We start from the raw sequence: 15745 nt of genomic DNA, 5'->3' as shown, positions 1-15745 counted from the left end.
AGCAAGTTCACGCCACTTGCTAAAGGGGGTACGAGCTCCGTGCGTCAGATCTGGAAGCGGCCTTTGAGCCGGAGAGAATTTCTGCGCGCCTTTGGTCTCACGGCCGGCACTTTTTTATTAGGCGCCGGCGCCTGGAGCGGGCCGGGGGCGCCCGCGGCCTTCGCCGGGGGAACGGTGATCAAAAACGAGGAACTGTGCACCGTGGGCAGCGACCACGCCGTCATCACCTGGGTGACGCCGGGACAGCCGTGCGACACCTCCGTTTTCCTGGGGACCAGCAGTGACTCTCTGGTTAAGACCACGTTGGAGCGCGGGAGGGAACACCACTGGGCCGAACTCACCAGCTTGCGCCCCGATACCCGGTACTGGTACCAGGTGGAGAGCAACGGAGTCAAAGGGCCCAAATGCTCCTTCCGCACCCTTCCCAAGCCTCCTGGCAGGTATCTTTATAGCTTTGGCGTTTTCAGCGACACCCATATTTCCGAGGGCCCGGGGCAGGGCGACCCCAACGAGATGTACTTCGGCAAGCTGCTGGAGCATTCCCAGGAGCTCTTGCTCCAGTGCATCCGCGACGCTAAAGCCCGGGGCATAGACCTGGCCCTCATCACTGGCGATTTGACCGAATCCTCTCAGCGGGTGCAGTATGAATTGTTGCGGGACCAGATCCTGCCCGCCTTCGGGGCCATCCCTTGCTATTTGGCCCCCGGCAACCACGACACCTACCGGAGCAAAACCAACGGCTTGGGCTTGCAGGGCTTCCTCGACTACCTGGACGGGGGACGGAGCCAGCCCTACGTCAGCGTGGAGCACCAGGGACACCGTTTCCTGCTCCTCAACTCTTGTCGCCCCGACGACGACTGGGGCACCATTGACGGCCAGCAGATGAAGTGGTTAAGCCAGACGCTCAGCCAGAACGCCGGGCAGCCCACCTATCTCTTTTTCCACCACCCCAGCAACGGGCTGGACGTTTGGTTTGGCATCAACAACTTCCTCTCCTTCCAGAACGCCATCCGCGCTTTCTCCGGCGTTCAGGCCATCTTCAATGGGCACATGCACCGGCACGTGGTGACCACCAACTGGATGACCACGCGCAACCGTCCCTACGTGGAGCTCCCGGCCACCGTGCAGTTCCCTTGCGGTTACGCCGTGGTCCGGGCTTACGAGCGCGGTTTCGAGTACAACTCCTACAAGGTTAGCCGCCTGGATCTCTCGGAAAAGTCGCGCGACAAGGTGATCCTGGGGTTGGTGGGGGGAGCTATTTACACCTGGTACGCTTTCAATGGTCTGGGCGACCGCAGCATTGTTTACGCCGACGGCCGTTTGTACCGGCCGCAGCAATACGAGGTGGCGGTGGTGCTGGACGAACTCCGGGCGCTGGAGCTCTTCGAGCGGGCCCAGGCGGCGGGGGAAGGCGCCACCCTAACCCCGGCCGACGACACCGGAGAGCCCCAATTGGCTGGCTGGCAGCGGGGCGGCCGGTGGGGTGGCCAGCGGTACAAAGTGGTCCTGGGGCGCTTTGATTGCCAGCAGGTAGCCGTAGAGGCGCAGGCCAGCAAAGCGGCCCGGTACGGCGTCAAGGCGGTGGTGGTGGCGGACGGTCACCACGACCTACCGGCGGCGGCCAAAGAAAGGGCTCCTGGCCGGGCGCGCTAAAGTCTTCAGCTCGAGGGGGCGCTGCGGGGGCTGGTTTTAAAAACTGCGCGCGGGGCCACCTGCCGAATCTCGACGCATAACAAAATTGAACTCGTTGACACGGCCCGGGTTTCCGGGTAGAATAAAATTTAGCACCGGGGCCCCATCGTCCAGAGGCCTAGGACACCGGTCTTTCAAGCCGGAAACCCGGGTTCGAATCCCGGTGGGGTCACCATCAAAGCGGGCGTAGCTCAACGGTAGAGCACCAGCTTCCCAAGCTGGGGGTTGCGGGTTCGAGCCCCGTCGCCCGCTCCATTTTTTGCACGCCGCGCAGTGGCCTCCCTTCGGGGAGGCCCTAGTTTCAGGCGTTCTTCTTGGTTCCGGCGGCTATCACGGAGATAATGACGATCAGAGGCAAAATACCCCAGAGGAGAAACCTTAGCGCCCAAGCAGTTAGCTCCTGGTCCATCAAGCTTCACCCCCTTTGCCATTAAGTATAGAGCATCGGGGGGCCACTGGGAAGGGCCTGCCGGTTGCTAATTGTTTCCATTGCTTTGCCCGCCACCATCAAGTTATAATTGGGAAAAAAGCGGGCCGTGAGCCGCTGCGGAAAGGAGTTGGGTGGCTGAATGTTCGTGCGCGATTGCATGACGGCCAACCCCATAGCCATTCCTAAGGACACTCCCATTTTTCAGGCGCTAGAAATTATCAACAAGCATAAAATCCGCCACCTCCCTGTGGTGCAAGGCAGCAAGCTGATTGGCATTGTCACTGAGCGGGGCCTGTTGCGGATTTCCCCTTCTCCGGCCTCGACCCTGAGCGTTTACGAGCTGAATTATATCCTGGCCAAGCTCACCGTGGCCGAGGCCATGGTGAAGAACCCAATAACCACCACGCCCGACACCCCGATCGAGGAGGCCGCTTTGGTCATGCGCGAGCATAAGATAGGCTGCCTTCCGGTGGTGGAGAAAACGGAGTTGGTAGGGATTATCACCCAGACCGACATGGTGGAGGCGCTGGTGCGGCTCTTCAATCTCCGCAAGGCTGGCTCGCGCCTGGTCATCGAGGCTACCGACCGGATCGGCGTGCTGGCGGAGATAACTTCGTTTTTTCGGGAAAAAGGCGTCAATATTCGCAGCCTGGCCACGCTGGAGCGGGAGCCGGGCATCTATCACCTGACGCTAAGGCTCAACCTTCCCGACGCCCGCGACCTGGCGCGGGAACTGGAAGGTATGGGCTATCGCATCATATCGGTCAGTTAAAGGGGGTTGAAAAAGCATGAAGAGGCACGTAAAGACCCTGCTGGTAGGTCGGCAACCCCGCGTGGGCGGTTGCGGCGAGTGCCAGGCTTCTTGTCAGTCGGCCTGCAAGACTTCCTGCACGGTGGGCAATCAGGGTTGCAAGCAATCCCGATAGTTTCTTCCTTGATTTCGAGCTAAATTTGGGAAGGGCGGGATACCCGCCCTTCGCGCCTGCATGGAGGTGTTTATCCGCGTGCATCTATTCACACTGCGGGGAGAAAAGCTGGCCTACGATCCGGTGAGCGGCTCCCTGCATCAGCTGGACGAACCCGCCTGGCGGGCCCTCACCCTCTGGCTGCGGGGTGAAGACCCTCTGGACCTGGGAGGAGAGTTGGCGGAGGCGGGCCGAGAATTGGAGGAGCTTCGCGCTCAGGGGCTGCTTTTTGCCCCTGACGACTTTGCTTCCCTTTACCATCCCCCGGTGTTCGCTCCCAAGTCCCTGTGCCTGATGGTGGCGCAGGCCTGCAATTTGCGCTGCAGCTACTGCTTCGCCGGCGAGGGCGACTACGGCGCCACCGGTTTAATGCCGGTGGAAGTGGCCCGGGCGGCGGTAGATTTTCTCCTGGAGTCCTCCGGCCCGCGCCGGGAGGTGGAACTGGACTTTTTCGGCGGCGAGCCCTTGCTCAACTTCCCCGTGGTGCAGGAGACCATCCGCTACGGCAAGAGGCGGGCCCGGGAGCGAGGGAAGCGCATCAGCTTCACCCTAACCACCAACGCCGTCTTATTAGACGAAGTTCGAGAGCGCTTTTTGCTGCAAGAAGAGGTGAACCTAGTGCTGAGCGTGGACGGGCGGCCGGAGGTTCACGACCGCGTGCGGCGCTTCCCCGACGGCTCCGGCTCTTACCGGCAAGTAATGTCCAATATCGAGCGTTGCTACCGCGAGTGGGCTGCTCGCCCCCGCTCCTCTTACTGCTATCTGCGCGGCACTTTCACCCGCTTTAATCTCGACTTCGCCAGCGACTTCGCCCATCTCTTCGACCTGGGTTTCCGCCACATCTCCCTGGAACCGGTGGTGGCTCCCCCGTCGGCCCCCTACGCCCTGAAGGAAGAGGACCTGCCCCTGCTGCTGCGGGAGTACGAGCGTTTGCTGGAGCTCTACCTGCGGTGCTGGGAGCGGGGGGACAAAGTTTATTTCTTTCACTTCGAGCTCGACCCCGATGGCGGACCTTGCCTCACCAAGCGGCTCTCCGGTTGCGGGGCGGGCTTCGCCTACGTGGCGGTGGACATCCAGGGAGATCTTTACCCCTGTCACCAATTCGTGGGCCGGGAGGAGTTCCGGCTGGGGCATTTGGAGACGGGCCTCGCCCGCCCGGAGCTGGTGGAATCTTTCCGGCAAGCCCATGTTTACCGCAAAGGCAGCTGCTCTTCCTGCTGGGCCCGCTTCCTCTGCGGAGGGGGTTGCCACGCTTCCGCTTACTTCGCCAATGGAGATTTGCTCACTCCTTACGCTATTGGCTGCCGCCTGATGCAGGGTCGCCTGGAGTGCGCTCTTTACGCCCTGGCGCACAAAAAAGCTTTAGACTTGTCAAATCCGGAAAAAGCCATATAATAAACTAGGTAGAGCTGCTTTAATCGCTGCGTGACTCTTTTAGACACCGTCCGGCAAGAATTGAGTGAGATACAGAGATATTTTGCGATTTAAACTGGGGGAATGGGGTGGAAGCTTGCGTTTGGGGCGTTTTAAGACGGTACTAGCGGAGCGGAAGTTGTTGGCGGCGGTGGCGGTGGGAGTGTTAGGGGCTTTCTTCTTGTGGTGGTGGGCCGGCAGAGGTTGGCTGCTGACGGTGAATGGTGAATCGATAGGCGTGGTTGCTTCTCCCTCGATGGTGACGATGGCGGTATCCGAGCTGGTTCGGAGCCAGCCGTTGCCGCAACAGGTTAAGCTGCGGGACAACATAAGTTATCGGCGTCTGTGGTGGCCCTCCCGCCAGGTGCTTTCGCTGGCGGAGCTGAAGGACAGGCTGCACGGACGCCTCTCTTTTTACGCCGAGGCGGTGGCGGTGGAGGTCAACGGCCAACCGCGCTTCTTCTTCGCCGACGAAGCCGCGGCGCAAGCCTTCCTGCAGGAGGTGCGGCGTCTGTACACGGTGCGACCCGAGTTCCCGGCCACCTTTGCCGAGAAAGTGCAGCTGGCCCGCTGCCAGGTGCCTTTGGCCAAGCTTTTGACACCGGCGGCGGCCCTGCAATTGGTGCGCCAGGGTGAGCGAGTGGAGGAGAAATACGTCATCAAAGAGGGGGACAATTTCTGGGATCTGGCCCGGCAGTTCGGGGTGAGCGTAGAGGACATCTCGGCCTGGAATCCCGGTCTGGATTCCTGGCACCTGCAGCCGGGGCAGGAGCTCAGGCTGGTGCGGGAGCGCCCCTACCTCACATTGGTCCAGCGCTACACCGAGCGCCGCGAGGAGGAGCTGCCCTTCCCAGTGCAAAAAGAGTACACCACCCAGCTCCCTCCGGGCAAGGTGGAAGTGGTGCAGGAAGGAGCTCCGGGCAAGTGTGAGAAAGTCTATCAAGTGGTGGCGCAGAACGGGATGGAGGTGAGCCGGGACCTGGTAGAGACCAAGGAATTATCTCCTCCCCAGGCCCGGGTGGAAAAGGTGGGGCAGGGTATCATGCTGGCCTCGCGCGGCGGAGGGCGTTCGGGCCTGGTCTGGCCGGCTAGCGGTCCGGTGACTTCCCCCTTTGGGCCCCGGTGGGGAGGGTTTCACACCGGCATCGACATCGGAGCTCCTTACGGCGCCCCGGTGGTGGCGGCCGCGGGGGGCCGGGTGATAAGGGCGGGCTGGTACGCTGGCTACGGCGAGACGGTGGACATCGACCACGGGGGCGGGGTGGTCACCCGCTACGCTCACCTCAGCGCTATCTACGTGGGCGTGGGGGAGCAGGTGGCGCAAGGGCAGCGTCTGGGCTGCATCGGCATGACGGGAAGGGCCACCGGTCCGCACCTGCACTTCGAGGTCATCTGCGACGGAGCGCCCCGCGACCCGCTGCGCTACTTGCCGTAAAGTTTTCCCGTCTTCCCGCAACCACCGGCAAGTAATATACTTTAAAAGGCGAAGAGCGGTTAGAGGTGGTGTTATGTTCTGGTCTAAAATACGGGGGCGGGGTAGCAAGCTGATCCTGGGTTTCATGGCGCTTTTGCTGTCGGCGGGTCTGATCGTGTCCACCTTTTCCTGGGTAGCTCCTTCCAAGTCTCCTACCCCGCCACCAGAGGCGAACCCTCGCAGCGAAGTCGTCACTTCGCCGGGGCAGAGTGCTTCCTGGTCGGAGGAGTTGCAGCGGGCGGTGGCTAAAAAAGACCTTCCCCAACTCCTCAGTTTAGGCGTTCAGGCTCGGGTGGAGGGGAGGTTGCCGGAGGCGATCACCGCTTACCAGGAAGTGCTTAAGCTTTACCCGGACAATACCAACGCCCGGCTCAGCCTGGCCGAAATCTACCTGGCGGAGGAAAAGTACGATGCCGCCGAGCAGCAGGTTAACGCGGTGCTGCAGCGCCATCCGGAGAACCCCACGGCGCTTTTTTACCGCGGCCTGATCCTGGGCTACGGCAAGAAGGACTACCCGGCGGCGGTGAAGGACTTGCAGCGCTTCCTGCAACTGGCTCCCGACACTCCGGAAGCTTGGCAGGCGAGGAGTCTGGTGGAAAAATGGTCCCAGAGCTCCCGTGGCTAGCCCTGGGAAAAGCCCGGCTGTCGGCAAAAAGTCTGTTCCGGCGAGCAGGAATATCGGCGGACAGGCCGAATAAGAGGTATAGTATCAGCCTTGTGCTTTTACCGCGAAAAACCAAGAGAGGTGGGAGGTGAAGGGGAGGCCAGGCGGGATTTCCTTTTATAGCAGAGTGCTTTGTCTTTTCCGGTTCAACCAATCAATGGAGGAGGTTGTTGGGAAGTGTTCATGGTAACCATCGACGAAGAGAAGTGCGAAGGCTGCGGCGAGTGCACGGAGGCTTGCCCGGCAGGGATTCTGGTGCTGGAGGGGGGCAAGGCGCGGGTGACCGACCCCACGGCCTGTATGGGGTGCGAGACCTGCGTGACGGTTTGCCCCACGGGAGCTCCTTCAGTGCAGGAGGTCTAGGGGTTTTTGGACGCGTGACTGGTTTGTAACGGGGCAGCGGCCCCGGAAGGGGGTGTAAAGATGGTCTATTTTCTGGTGCAGGTTCTCCCCTACTTCACCGTAGCCCTGTTCCTGGGAGGGATAGTCTGGCGCATCTGGCGCTGGATGATCGCTCGCATCGTGCACAACATCACCCTTTCGCCCTTCCCTTCCAACTGGGTGGCGGCCATTCTGTGGATCCTGTGGCAGATGGTTTTCTTCTGGAACGTTTTGAAGTTCGACCCCTGGCTCTGGGTGGGGGCGTGGCCCATGCACGTGGCGCTCTTCTCCATCTTGGGCGGGCACGTCCTGGGCATTTACACCTTGGGCGCGCAGTTCCACCTGCTCTTCCCGTGGCTGGTGACCGAAGCCCAGAGCGAGCACGCCTCGGAGTTTCTGGGTACCTTTTTCGGTTTCATCTTCTTCGTGGCGCTCGCCTATCTGCTTATCAGGCGGTTTACCCTCACCCGGATGCGGGTTATTTCCTCCACCAGCGATTACCTGCATCTGCTGCTGTTGCTGGCCATCTCGGGGGTGGGCATGTTCATGCGGCTGGTGCCGGCGGTGGGGATCTCCTACGCTGACGCCAGGACTTTTCTGGCGGGGCTTTTCACCTTCAGCCCTCAGCCCTTCCCGCACAACTGGTTTTTCTTCACCCACTTTATGCTGGTGCAGTTGCTTATGATCGTTTTCCCCTTCTCCAAGCTGATGCACTCCTTCGGTATCATGTGGGAGCGCTGGATTATGAACCGTCCCTATCAGGAGGCTCCGATCGGACTTCCTGGTGTCAAGCTACGCCTCGATTAAAGGAGGTGAGATGCTGATATGCCAGTAGTAGAAGGACTGAACCAACCAACCAAGGCGGGCCCCCGGGAGTTCGCCGGCCTGCACCTGGTGCCGGTGCCCGACGAGGAAAAGCCTGCTATGGCTCTCAAATGGCTCGACTATTACCGCAAGGAGCGGCGCTCGCTGGTAATGGCCATGGAGTCCTGCGTCAAGTGCGGCCTTTGCGCTGAGCACTGCCACACTTATCTGGGCACCAAAGACCCCAACAATATCCCAGCGGGGCGCGCCGACCTCATGCGGAAGGTCTACAAGCGTTACTTCACCGTGCAGGGCAAGCTTTTCGGCAAGCTGGTGGGAGCCGAAGAGATTACCAAACATACCTTGGAAGAGTGGCTGAGCTATTTCTACCAGTGCACCGAGTGTCGCCGTTGCGGGCATGTTTGTCCTTTCGCCATCGACACCTGCGAGGTCACGATGATCGGGCGCCAGATTCTTTACAACCTGGGGATGATCCCTAAGCTGCACGCCGCCACCGACGTGGCCATACTCAATACCGGCAACCATATGGCCCTGACGCCATCGGGTATTGTGGACACTTTGGATTTTCTCTCGGACGAGATCGAGGAGGAGCGGGGTTTCCGCATCGAATTTCCGGTGGACAAACCTAACTCCGACATCCTCTACATTCCCTCCTCGGCCGACTTTTTCCTCAATCCCGACACCCTGAAGGGGGCAGCCGAATTTTTCGAGTTCATCGGCGCCAACTGGACCATGTCCTCCCGCATCGTCGAGGCGGGCAACTTCGGCTATCTATCCGACCAGACCCGCATCCAGCGCGAGCTGGTCAACCGGGTGTGGGAGGAAGTGGCCCGGCTGGGGGCTAAAAAGGTGGTCTGGGGCGAGTGCGGGCACGGCTGGCGGGCGGGCAAGATGTACATTCCCACCATGTCCGACTACCCCACTAAGTACCAGGTGCCCATCACCCACATCCTGGATGAGGCGGCGGCTTACATCCAGGCGGGCAAGCTCAACCTCAATCCCCAGGGCAATTTCCGCGCCCAGGGGTTGCCGGTGACCCTGCACGACCCCTGCAACTACGCCCGGGCCTGCGGCCTGGTGGATAACCTGCGGGTTTGCTTGCACGCCTCGGTGACCGAGGTGCGGGAGATGGATCCCAACCGCGAAAAGACTTTCTGCTGCGGCGGCGGTTCCGGTGTACTCTTCGACGACCCGGAGATGTACCAGCTGCGCATCAAGTTCTCGCAGAAGAAGGCGGATATGATCCGGGCCACGGGAGCCAAGGTGCTCTGCGCGCCCTGCTCTATTTGCAAGGCCCAGTTCCACGCCATGATTCCCGAGCACAAGCTCGACGTGAAACTTTACGGGCTGATAGATCTGGTGGGCGCAGCGCTGGACTTCAAGGGTCACCGCCAGGTATAATTCCTGGTAGGCAGAAACCTAAAAAATCTTGGAGGTGGAAAGGTAATGCCGTACATCGAGGTTCTGGGGCAGAAGATTGAGGTGGACGAGGACGGGTTCATGCAGGACCCTTCCGCGTGGAATCCGGAGCTGGCCAAGGAGCTGGCCAAGCTGGAGGAAGTGCCGGAGATGACCGAGGATCACTGGAAAGTGGTTAACTACATCCGCGACTACTACCTCAAGCACGGTATCGCTCCCATGATCCGCAAGCTTTGTAAAGACACCGGTTTCAGCCTTAAGCAGATTTACGAGCTCTTCCCCACCGGCCCGGCCAAGGGGGCCTGCAAAATCGCGGGGCTGCCCAAACCCACCGGCTGCGTGTAGAGCGGAGCTGGCAAACCTAAAATTGCTGGTCGTCTTACCCGGGCGCAAGGTTTGTGCCCGGGTAAGATTTTAAGAGAGGAGCCGATGAGGTTTGTTGCCGGAATTTTGCACTACACCGCGTTTGGTGCTGGCCGCTCCCCAGGGGCGCTCGGGGAAGACCACCGTCACTCTGGCGCTGGTAGCCGCGTTGCGGGCGCGGGGGTTAGCGGTGCAGCCCTTCAAAAAGGGCCCGGATTTCATCGATCCCGGCTGGCTGGGCCGGGCGGCGGGTCGCTCTTGCCGCAACCTCGACGCCTTCTTCTTTCCCCGCGAGACCCTGCTCCGAGTCTTTGCCCGCGGCGCGCGAGGGGCCGATGTGGCGGTGGTGGAAGGGGCCATGGGGCTATTCGACGGGGTGGATCTGGAGGGAAGTGGCAGCACGGCGGAGATAGCTAAAACTATCCGCTCGCCGGTGGTGCTGGTGGTCAACGCCACGCGCATGACCCGCAGCGCCGCAGCCATGGTTTTGGGCTTTAAAGCCTTCGACCCGGAACTGGAGCTCGGCGGGGTCATACTCAACCACGTGGCCCGGCCCCGGCACGAGCGCATGTTACGCGAGGCCATCAAGCGCTTCTGCCACCTGCCGGTGCTGGGAGTTTTCCCTAAGTGTGCCCTGGCCGCCATTCCCGACCGGCACCTGGGGCTGGTGCCGGTCGGGGAGGAGGAGAGAGAGGCGGAGATCATGGGGGCGTTGCAGGAGCTCGGGGAGAAGTATCTGGATGTGGAAGGATTGCTTGCCCTGGCCCGCCGGGCTGAGCCTTTGACCGTGGCTTTTTCTTCTACCCCGCCGCCGGCCGGTAAGCGGGCGCGCCTGGGTGTCTTTCGCGACCGGGCCTTCACCTTTTATTACCCCGAGAACCTAGAGGAGTTGGAAGCGGCGGGGGCGGAGCTCCGTTTAGTCAACGCCCTGGAGGACGAACTCCCCCCCGTGGACGGGCTCTACATCGGCGGGGGCTTCCCGGAGATTTTCGCTGCCGGCCTGGAGGCGAACGAGGGCTTGCGCCGGCGGGTGCGGGAGGCGGCGGAGGCGGGTATGCCCATTTACGCCGAGTGCGGGGGGCTTATGTACTTGAGCCGCTCGCTAATTTTCCGGGGGCACCGCTACGCCATGGCGGGGGTCTTCCCCTTCGACGTCGCCTTTGGTGACCGCCCCAGCGGGCACGGTTACATGCGCCTCCGGGCCCTGGGGGGGAACCCATTTTTCCCAGCCGGAGAGCGGCTTCTGGGGCACGAGTTTCACCATTCCCGGCCGCTAGACCTCTCTCCCAGCACGCTTTTCGGCTTCGCGGTGGAGCGGGGCTACGGTATAAACGGCGCCTTCGACGGGGCGATCTACCGCTCGACTTTGGCTGCTTACTGCCACCTGCACGCCCTGGCGGCACCGGGCTGGGCCCCTGCCCTGGTGGCCAAGGCGCGGGAATTTCGCGAGAGGGGGTCTGTGAGTTGACAGAGCTCGTCTGGGTTTACGTGACCTGCGGTGACGAGGACGAGGCCAGGAAGCTGGCGCGGGATCTGGTGGGGGAGCGCCTGGCGGCCTGCGCCAACGTCATCCCCCAGCTTTTCTCCACCTACTGGTGGGAGGGGAAGCGGGAGGAAGCGCGGGAAGCGGCGCTTATCCTCAAGAGCACCGCGGCGCGAGTGGATAAGCTGGTGGCGGCGATAAGGGCGCGGCACAGCTACTCCACCCCTGCCATCCTGGTGCTGCCGGTTCTGGCCGCCGACCCCGGCTTCGCCCGCTGGGTCAAGGAGATGGTGGGGGATGAAGCCTAAGAGAGAGTGCCCCTGGGAGCTCACGCCTCAGGAAGCGGTGAAGCTTCAGGAAGAGTGGCGGCGAGAAGTGAAGGTGGAAGACGGCCCCCGCCCGGGGGACCTGCGGCTGGTGGCGGGCTGCGACGTGTCCTTTTCTCAAGCCCGGGGGATGCTTTACGCCGCGGTGGTGGTGCTGAAAGTGCCCGGTTTTGAGGTGGCGGAGGAGAGCACTGCCTGCCTTCCCGCCACCTTCCCTTACATTCCCGGCCTTTTGGCTTTCCGCGAGATACCGGCCCTTCTCTCGGCCCTGGAGAAAATAAAGAGCACTCCCGACCTCGTCCTGTGCGACGGGCAAGGGATCGCCCATCCCCGGGGGATGGGAATCGCCAGCCACCTGGGAGTGCTTTTCGACCTGCCGACCGTAGGCGTGGCTAAAACCTGCCTGGTGGGGAAGTGGGAAGCGCCGGGCAGCGAGCGGGGAAGCTTCTCCTACCTCCGCTACCGGGGCCGGGTGGTGGGGACGGTCCTGCGTACCCGCACGGGCGTGAAGCCCGTCTTCGTCTCTCCCGGGCACATGGTAAGCGTGGATTTGGCTCGCGAGCTCGCCCTCTACCTCGCCCCCCGCTACCGCCTCCCCGAGCCCCTGCGCCTGGCCCACCTCCTGAGCTACCGCCTCAACCGCCAGAGCTAGATTGGAAATGTTCCTGCCATTCTTCCTTAGCCAGGAAACTTTCCTCCGCCCATTCTTCCATCTCGCGAAACAGCTTAAAGGGCACGGTGAAGGTGAAGACCTCGCGCCCCAGTTGCTTGGCCACGTTGCGGCGGGCGGAAAGGTCGACGAGCCCCACCACCGCCCGCGGCTGCTCGGCCTGCGCCTCCCGGTAAGGGAGGATGCCTATGGCCTGGCAGCCGGCCACCGATGGTATGAGCACGTTGTCGATGGTGGAATACCCGAAATTGGCCAGCACGGTGAGGGCGGCCAGCTGGTCGGGGTCGGCGGTGAAGATCACTGCCACCGGCCTTTCTTTTTCCTCCACCATCCCCAGCGGCTTGAAGACCACATAGCGCGCCGGTATGTCGGTGATGGGTAGTTGCTGCACAAAGTAGCGGACTAGCTCCGGCGAGCGCCGGTAGCGCTCCCCCTCCAGCATCTGCTTTGCCGCCTCCCAGCGCAGCTCTGCTTTAGAAGCGTCCCAGTCCGGCTTGCCGGTGGAGAGGAAGCAGTAAAAGTTTTCTACGCCGCCGGGCCAGTTGAGGTACTGGTTGCCGAAGCCCAGCCCCGTCCCTCCTCCCAGGCAGCCGAAGGTTTCCCGGTCACAGGCGGCCACCTCGCCGCGGGCGGCGGCGGCGAAGAGCCACATGACGCAGCCCCACTTGCCGGGCGAGAACTGCCTGGCCCCCGAAGGCTTTTCGTCGGACCACAGGAGCGCCACCGGCTGGAAGCGCATCCCCAATCCACGAGCGATCTTGCTCTCCACGATAGCACCACCTTTGCGGAAATTTATCTTTCCGCCAGCCTATCCCGGACGAAAGCTACCACTTCCTCTTTCAAGCCGAGCTCCGTGCGCGTTACCGCCACGTCCAGATCGGTGCCGAGATCGGAGCGGCCTCGGGCATAAGAACCCACCAAGCTCACCCGCTCCGCTTCCGGCAGAGAGGAAAGGACGGCAACGGCCTTGGCCAGAGCTTCGCGTGGAAGCCGCCGGTACTCTTCCCTCCGGGCGGCCAGCTTCTCCTCCACCGAGCTCCACCGCCTTTCAAGCGTCTTGCTCCTTTAAGGATAACACAGCCTCGCCCAACGCACCACGGGCGGTAATAGAGAAGGGGCCGCGGCGGGAAACTAGGAAAAGAAATTTACTGATAGAAGGGACGTTTTGCCGTGCGGCGGAGCGCGAAACTCGCCTTTATGCTTCTTCTCTTCCTCCTCCCTCTGGCCTTCTGGGGGGCGGAGCGGGCGCGGGCGCAGAACCCCACCCTTTATTGGGGAAGCACCGGGTGGCAGGTTACCCGGGTGCAGCAGCGCCTGGCCCAGTGGGGGTACTACGATGGCCCCATCGACGGCGTCTTCGGCTACCAGACCTGGAAGGCGGTGCGCTACTTCCAGTGGAAGAACGGGCTGGCGGTGGACGGGGTGGTGGGACCAGATACCTGGGCGGCCCTGGGCTTCCCCAGCTACACTCCTACCCCGGCTGTCTCCCGCGGCTACGCCACCGACCGCGACGCGGTGCTGCTTTTAGCCCGGCTCATCATGGGCGAGGCGGCGGACGAGCCTTTCGAGGGAAAAGTGGCGGTGGGGGCGGTGGTCCTCAACCGGATGCGCCACCCCAATTTCCCTCACTCCATCCCCGGGGTGATCTTCCAGCCGGGGGCCTTCGAGTCGGTCTCCAACGGGCAGATCTGGCGCCCCCTCTCCCCCGAGGCGGTGCGGGCGGCGGAGCTCGCCCTGGCGGGCTGGGACCCCACCGGCGGCGCCCTCTACTTCTGGAACCCGGCCAAGCCGGTGTCCGCCTGGGTGTGGACGCGCACCATCGTCACCCGCATAGGCAACCACATCTTCGCCCGCTGAAAGAAGGAGGTTTGGAAGTATGCGCGGCTATCGCCTGGCTCTATTGCTGTTGGGCCTGGTTCTGGTGGCGGTGGCGGCCTGGGGCACGAAGGAGCACCGGGGGCGCCGCTACCTGGAGCTCGAACTCAACAACCGCTACCAGCAGAGCTTCTACGACCTTTTAACCCACGTGCAGAACGTCGAGGTTTTGCTGGGCAAGTGCCTGGTGGCGGGCGGCCGGCAGCAGACGGTGGGTCTGCTTTCCTCCGTCTGGCAACAGGCCATGATGGCCCAGGCCGATCTTTCCTCCCTGCCCGTTTCCCCCCAGTACACCGAGCGCCCGGCCAAGTTTTTGTCCCAGGTGGCCGACTACGCCAACACGCTGTGCCGGCAGGCGGGGACCGGTTCCCCTTTAACCGAGGAAAACTGGAAGACATTAAGCCGTCTTTACCAGCAGTCCTCTTCCCTCAACCGGGAGCTGCACCGGGTGGAGGCGGATGTTCTGGCCCGCGGCCCCAACTTCTGGGAGCTGGGGCAGAGGCTTAAAGCCCGGCAGGCCAGGACCGCCGGAGCTCCTGCCTCCCCCTTCCGGGCGCTCAACCGGGAGACCCAGAACTACCCCACCCTGGTCTACGACGGCCCTTTCTCCGAGCACCTGGAAAAGCAGAAGCCCGAAGGATTGACCGGGCCGCCGGTGGACCGGGGCCGGGCGGAGGCCAGGGCGCGGGAGCTGGTGGAGCCGACGCCCACCGGGGTGCGGGTGACGGGGGAAGTGAAAGGGCGCATTCCGGCCTACCGGGCGGAGGCCGACACCTCGGCGGGAAAAGTGGTGGCTCTGATCACCCGCCAGGGAGGGCACCTGCTCCTGCTGCTGGCGGAGAAGCACCCCGGCAAGCCCCGGCTTAAAGTGGAGGAGGCGCGGGGGCGGGCGGAGGGCTACCTGCGGGACAAGCTGGGGCTCAAAAACGTGCGCCTGAGCTACAGCGTGCAGAAGGGAGCTCTGGCCATCTTCAACTTCATCCCGGAGGAGGGCGGGGTGGCCCTTTATCCTGACATGGTCAAGGTCACCGTGGCGCTGGACGACGGGCGCGTGGTGGGGGTGGACGCCTACTCCTACCTGATGTTTCACCGTCCCCGCTCCCTCCCCCGGCCGCGACTGACGGCGGCAGAAGCGCGCGGGCTTTTGAACCCCCGGCTCAAAGTGGAAAACCAGCGCCTGGCCCTCATCCCCACCGACGGGGGGAAGGAAAAGCTCTGCTACGAGTTCAAAGCCCGCCTGGGCGATGACATCTATCTTATTTACCTTGACGCCGAGCGCGGCGAGGAAGAAAAGATTCTGAAGCTTGTTCCCACCACCGGCGGGGAGCTGGCCCTTTAAAGCTCCCCGCCGCTTTAAAACCTTTGCCGCAAGATTTCCAGGGCTTCGCGGCTTGTCACGGTTTTTACTAGCGATTTCACTTCCGGGGTGTGCAGATCGAGGTCGCCACTTACGAAGAGATCGGGCTTAGCCTCCATTGCTGAGGCGAGGATTACAGCGTCTTTTTTGTCCCGCAGAACTTTGAGCGCCTTTTCAACAGAACTGGGGTGAGGAAGGGGAACCTGCTCCAGGTTTAGAAGCGCCATCAGCCTGTCAACAATTCCTGCATGGCGGGGAAACTTGCGCGCCAGAACTCCGTTGGTTTCTTCCAGGATGTAGTTATTTACGACGAGGGATAGCTTCCGGCGCTGGATGATTTCTAGTAGTTGCCGCTCGGGGCCACGGAAAAGCATTCCGGAAATGAGTATGTTAGTGTCCAGCATGATT

The 15745-nt window shown here is 62.3% G+C and carries 18 protein-coding genes and 2 tRNA genes; 17 read left to right on the top strand and 3 right to left on the bottom strand.

The features are described from left to right. Window positions 1-39 precede the first annotated feature (39 nt). From ACTLLP_RS09560 to nfi, 15 genes are all read left to right on the top strand, one after another. A complete protein-coding gene (locus ACTLLP_RS09560; protein WP_441059309.1) occupies window positions 40-1653 on the top strand; it encodes a metallophosphoesterase family protein in 1614 nt (537 codons plus the stop codon). A 138-nt stretch (window positions 1654-1791) separates the two neighbouring features. Continuing rightward, window positions 1792-1867 (top strand) — tRNA-Glu (locus ACTLLP_RS09555). Between the two features lie 5 nt (window positions 1868-1872). Then, window positions 1873-1947, top strand: a tRNA-Gly gene (locus ACTLLP_RS09550). A 314-nt stretch (window positions 1948-2261) separates the two neighbouring features. Further along, on the top strand, window positions 2262-2894 hold the full coding sequence (locus ACTLLP_RS09545) for a CBS domain-containing protein (RefSeq protein WP_441059307.1): 633 nt from the start codon (window positions 2262-2264) through the stop codon (window positions 2892-2894). A gap of 16 nt (window positions 2895-2910) precedes the next feature. Then, window positions 2911-3048, top strand: coding sequence for a six-cysteine ranthipeptide SCIFF (scfA, locus tag ACTLLP_RS09540; protein WP_441059305.1), 138 nt, complete (start codon window positions 2911-2913; stop codon window positions 3046-3048). A gap of 78 nt (window positions 3049-3126) precedes the next feature. Beyond that, window positions 3127-4482: a thioether cross-link-forming SCIFF peptide maturase gene (scfB, locus tag ACTLLP_RS09535; RefSeq protein ID WP_441059303.1), complete on the top strand. Its 1356-nt coding sequence runs from the start codon at window positions 3127-3129 to the stop codon at window positions 4480-4482. Window positions 4483-4603: 121 nt separating this feature from the next. Continuing rightward, entirely contained in the window at window positions 4604-5935 is a 1332-nt protein-coding gene (locus ACTLLP_RS09530; RefSeq protein ID WP_441059301.1) for a peptidoglycan DD-metalloendopeptidase family protein, read from the top strand. Between the two features lie 73 nt (window positions 5936-6008). After that, window positions 6009-6599 carry a tetratricopeptide repeat protein gene (locus ACTLLP_RS09525; protein ID WP_441059299.1) on the top strand — a complete coding sequence of 197 codons (591 nt, stop codon included), beginning with the start codon at window positions 6009-6011 and terminating at the stop codon, window positions 6597-6599. 222 nt (window positions 6600-6821) lie between these two features. Beyond that, the gene (locus tag ACTLLP_RS09520; RefSeq protein ID WP_441061757.1) at window positions 6822-7001 is read left to right on the top strand and encodes a 4Fe-4S binding protein; all 180 of its coding nucleotides are present in this window, start codon (window positions 6822-6824) and stop codon (window positions 6999-7001) included. A 60-nt stretch (window positions 7002-7061) separates the two neighbouring features. Beyond that, window positions 7062-7826 (top strand): respiratory nitrate reductase subunit gamma, encoded by a 765-nt coding sequence (locus ACTLLP_RS09515; protein WP_441059297.1) that lies wholly within the window; start codon window positions 7062-7064, stop codon window positions 7824-7826. A gap of 18 nt (window positions 7827-7844) precedes the next feature. Beyond that, window positions 7845-9245, top strand: a complete 1401-nt coding sequence (locus tag ACTLLP_RS09510) for a (Fe-S)-binding protein (protein WP_441059295.1) — start codon at window positions 7845-7847, stop codon at window positions 9243-9245. Window positions 9246-9290: 45 nt separating this feature from the next. Next, window positions 9291-9608, top strand: coding sequence for a TusE/DsrC/DsvC family sulfur relay protein (locus tag ACTLLP_RS09505; protein ID WP_441059293.1), 318 nt, complete (start codon window positions 9291-9293; stop codon window positions 9606-9608). Window positions 9609-9699: 91 nt separating this feature from the next. Beyond that, window positions 9700-11094, top strand: coding sequence for a cobyrinic acid a,c-diamide synthase CobB (locus ACTLLP_RS09500; RefSeq protein WP_441059291.1), 1395 nt, complete (start codon window positions 9700-9702; stop codon window positions 11092-11094). Further along, entirely contained in the window at window positions 11091-11417 is a 327-nt protein-coding gene (cutA, locus tag ACTLLP_RS09495; RefSeq protein ID WP_441059289.1) for a divalent-cation tolerance protein CutA, read from the top strand. Before ACTLLP_RS09500 ends, cutA begins: the two co-directional genes overlap by 4 nt. Further along, window positions 11407-12087 (top strand): deoxyribonuclease V, encoded by a 681-nt coding sequence (gene nfi, locus ACTLLP_RS09490; RefSeq protein WP_441059287.1) that lies wholly within the window; start codon window positions 11407-11409, stop codon window positions 12085-12087. The genes cutA and nfi overlap by 11 nt, the downstream gene beginning before the upstream one ends. On the opposite strand, the gene ACTLLP_RS09485 is transcribed toward nfi, so the two are convergent. Further along, window positions 12071-12874: a DUF169 domain-containing protein gene (locus ACTLLP_RS09485; protein WP_441059285.1), complete on the bottom strand. Its 804-nt coding sequence runs from the start codon at window positions 12872-12874 to the stop codon at window positions 12071-12073. The genes nfi and ACTLLP_RS09485 overlap by 17 nt on opposite strands. A gap of 23 nt (window positions 12875-12897) precedes the next feature. Next, window positions 12898-13137, bottom strand: coding sequence for a nucleotidyltransferase domain-containing protein (locus tag ACTLLP_RS09480; protein ID WP_441059283.1), 240 nt, complete (start codon window positions 13135-13137; stop codon window positions 12898-12900). 138 nt (window positions 13138-13275) lie between these two features. Between ACTLLP_RS09480 and sleB the strand changes: the two genes are divergently transcribed. Next, entirely contained in the window at window positions 13276-13962 is a 687-nt protein-coding gene (gene sleB, locus ACTLLP_RS09475) for a spore cortex-lytic enzyme (RefSeq protein WP_441059281.1), read from the top strand. Window positions 13963-13981: 19 nt separating this feature from the next. Continuing rightward, window positions 13982-15319, top strand: coding sequence for a germination protein YpeB (gene ypeB, locus ACTLLP_RS09470; RefSeq protein ID WP_441059279.1), 1338 nt, complete (start codon window positions 13982-13984; stop codon window positions 15317-15319). Window positions 15320-15333: 14 nt separating this feature from the next. Here the strand turns inward: ypeB and ACTLLP_RS09465 are convergent, their stop codons facing one another. Beyond that, a complete protein-coding gene (locus ACTLLP_RS09465; RefSeq protein WP_441059277.1) occupies window positions 15334-15741 on the bottom strand; it encodes a putative toxin-antitoxin system toxin component, PIN family in 408 nt (135 codons plus the stop codon). Window positions 15742-15745: the final 4 nt, after the last annotated feature.

It is taken from the genome of Desulfothermobacter acidiphilus, from assembly GCF_052073645.1.
Lineage (GTDB): Bacteria > Bacillota > Desulfotomaculia > Desulfotomaculales > Ammonificaceae > Desulfothermobacter > Desulfothermobacter acidiphilus.
The sequence above is the reverse complement of the archived record's forward strand: the minus strand, read 5'-3'. Positions and strand labels throughout refer to the sequence as shown.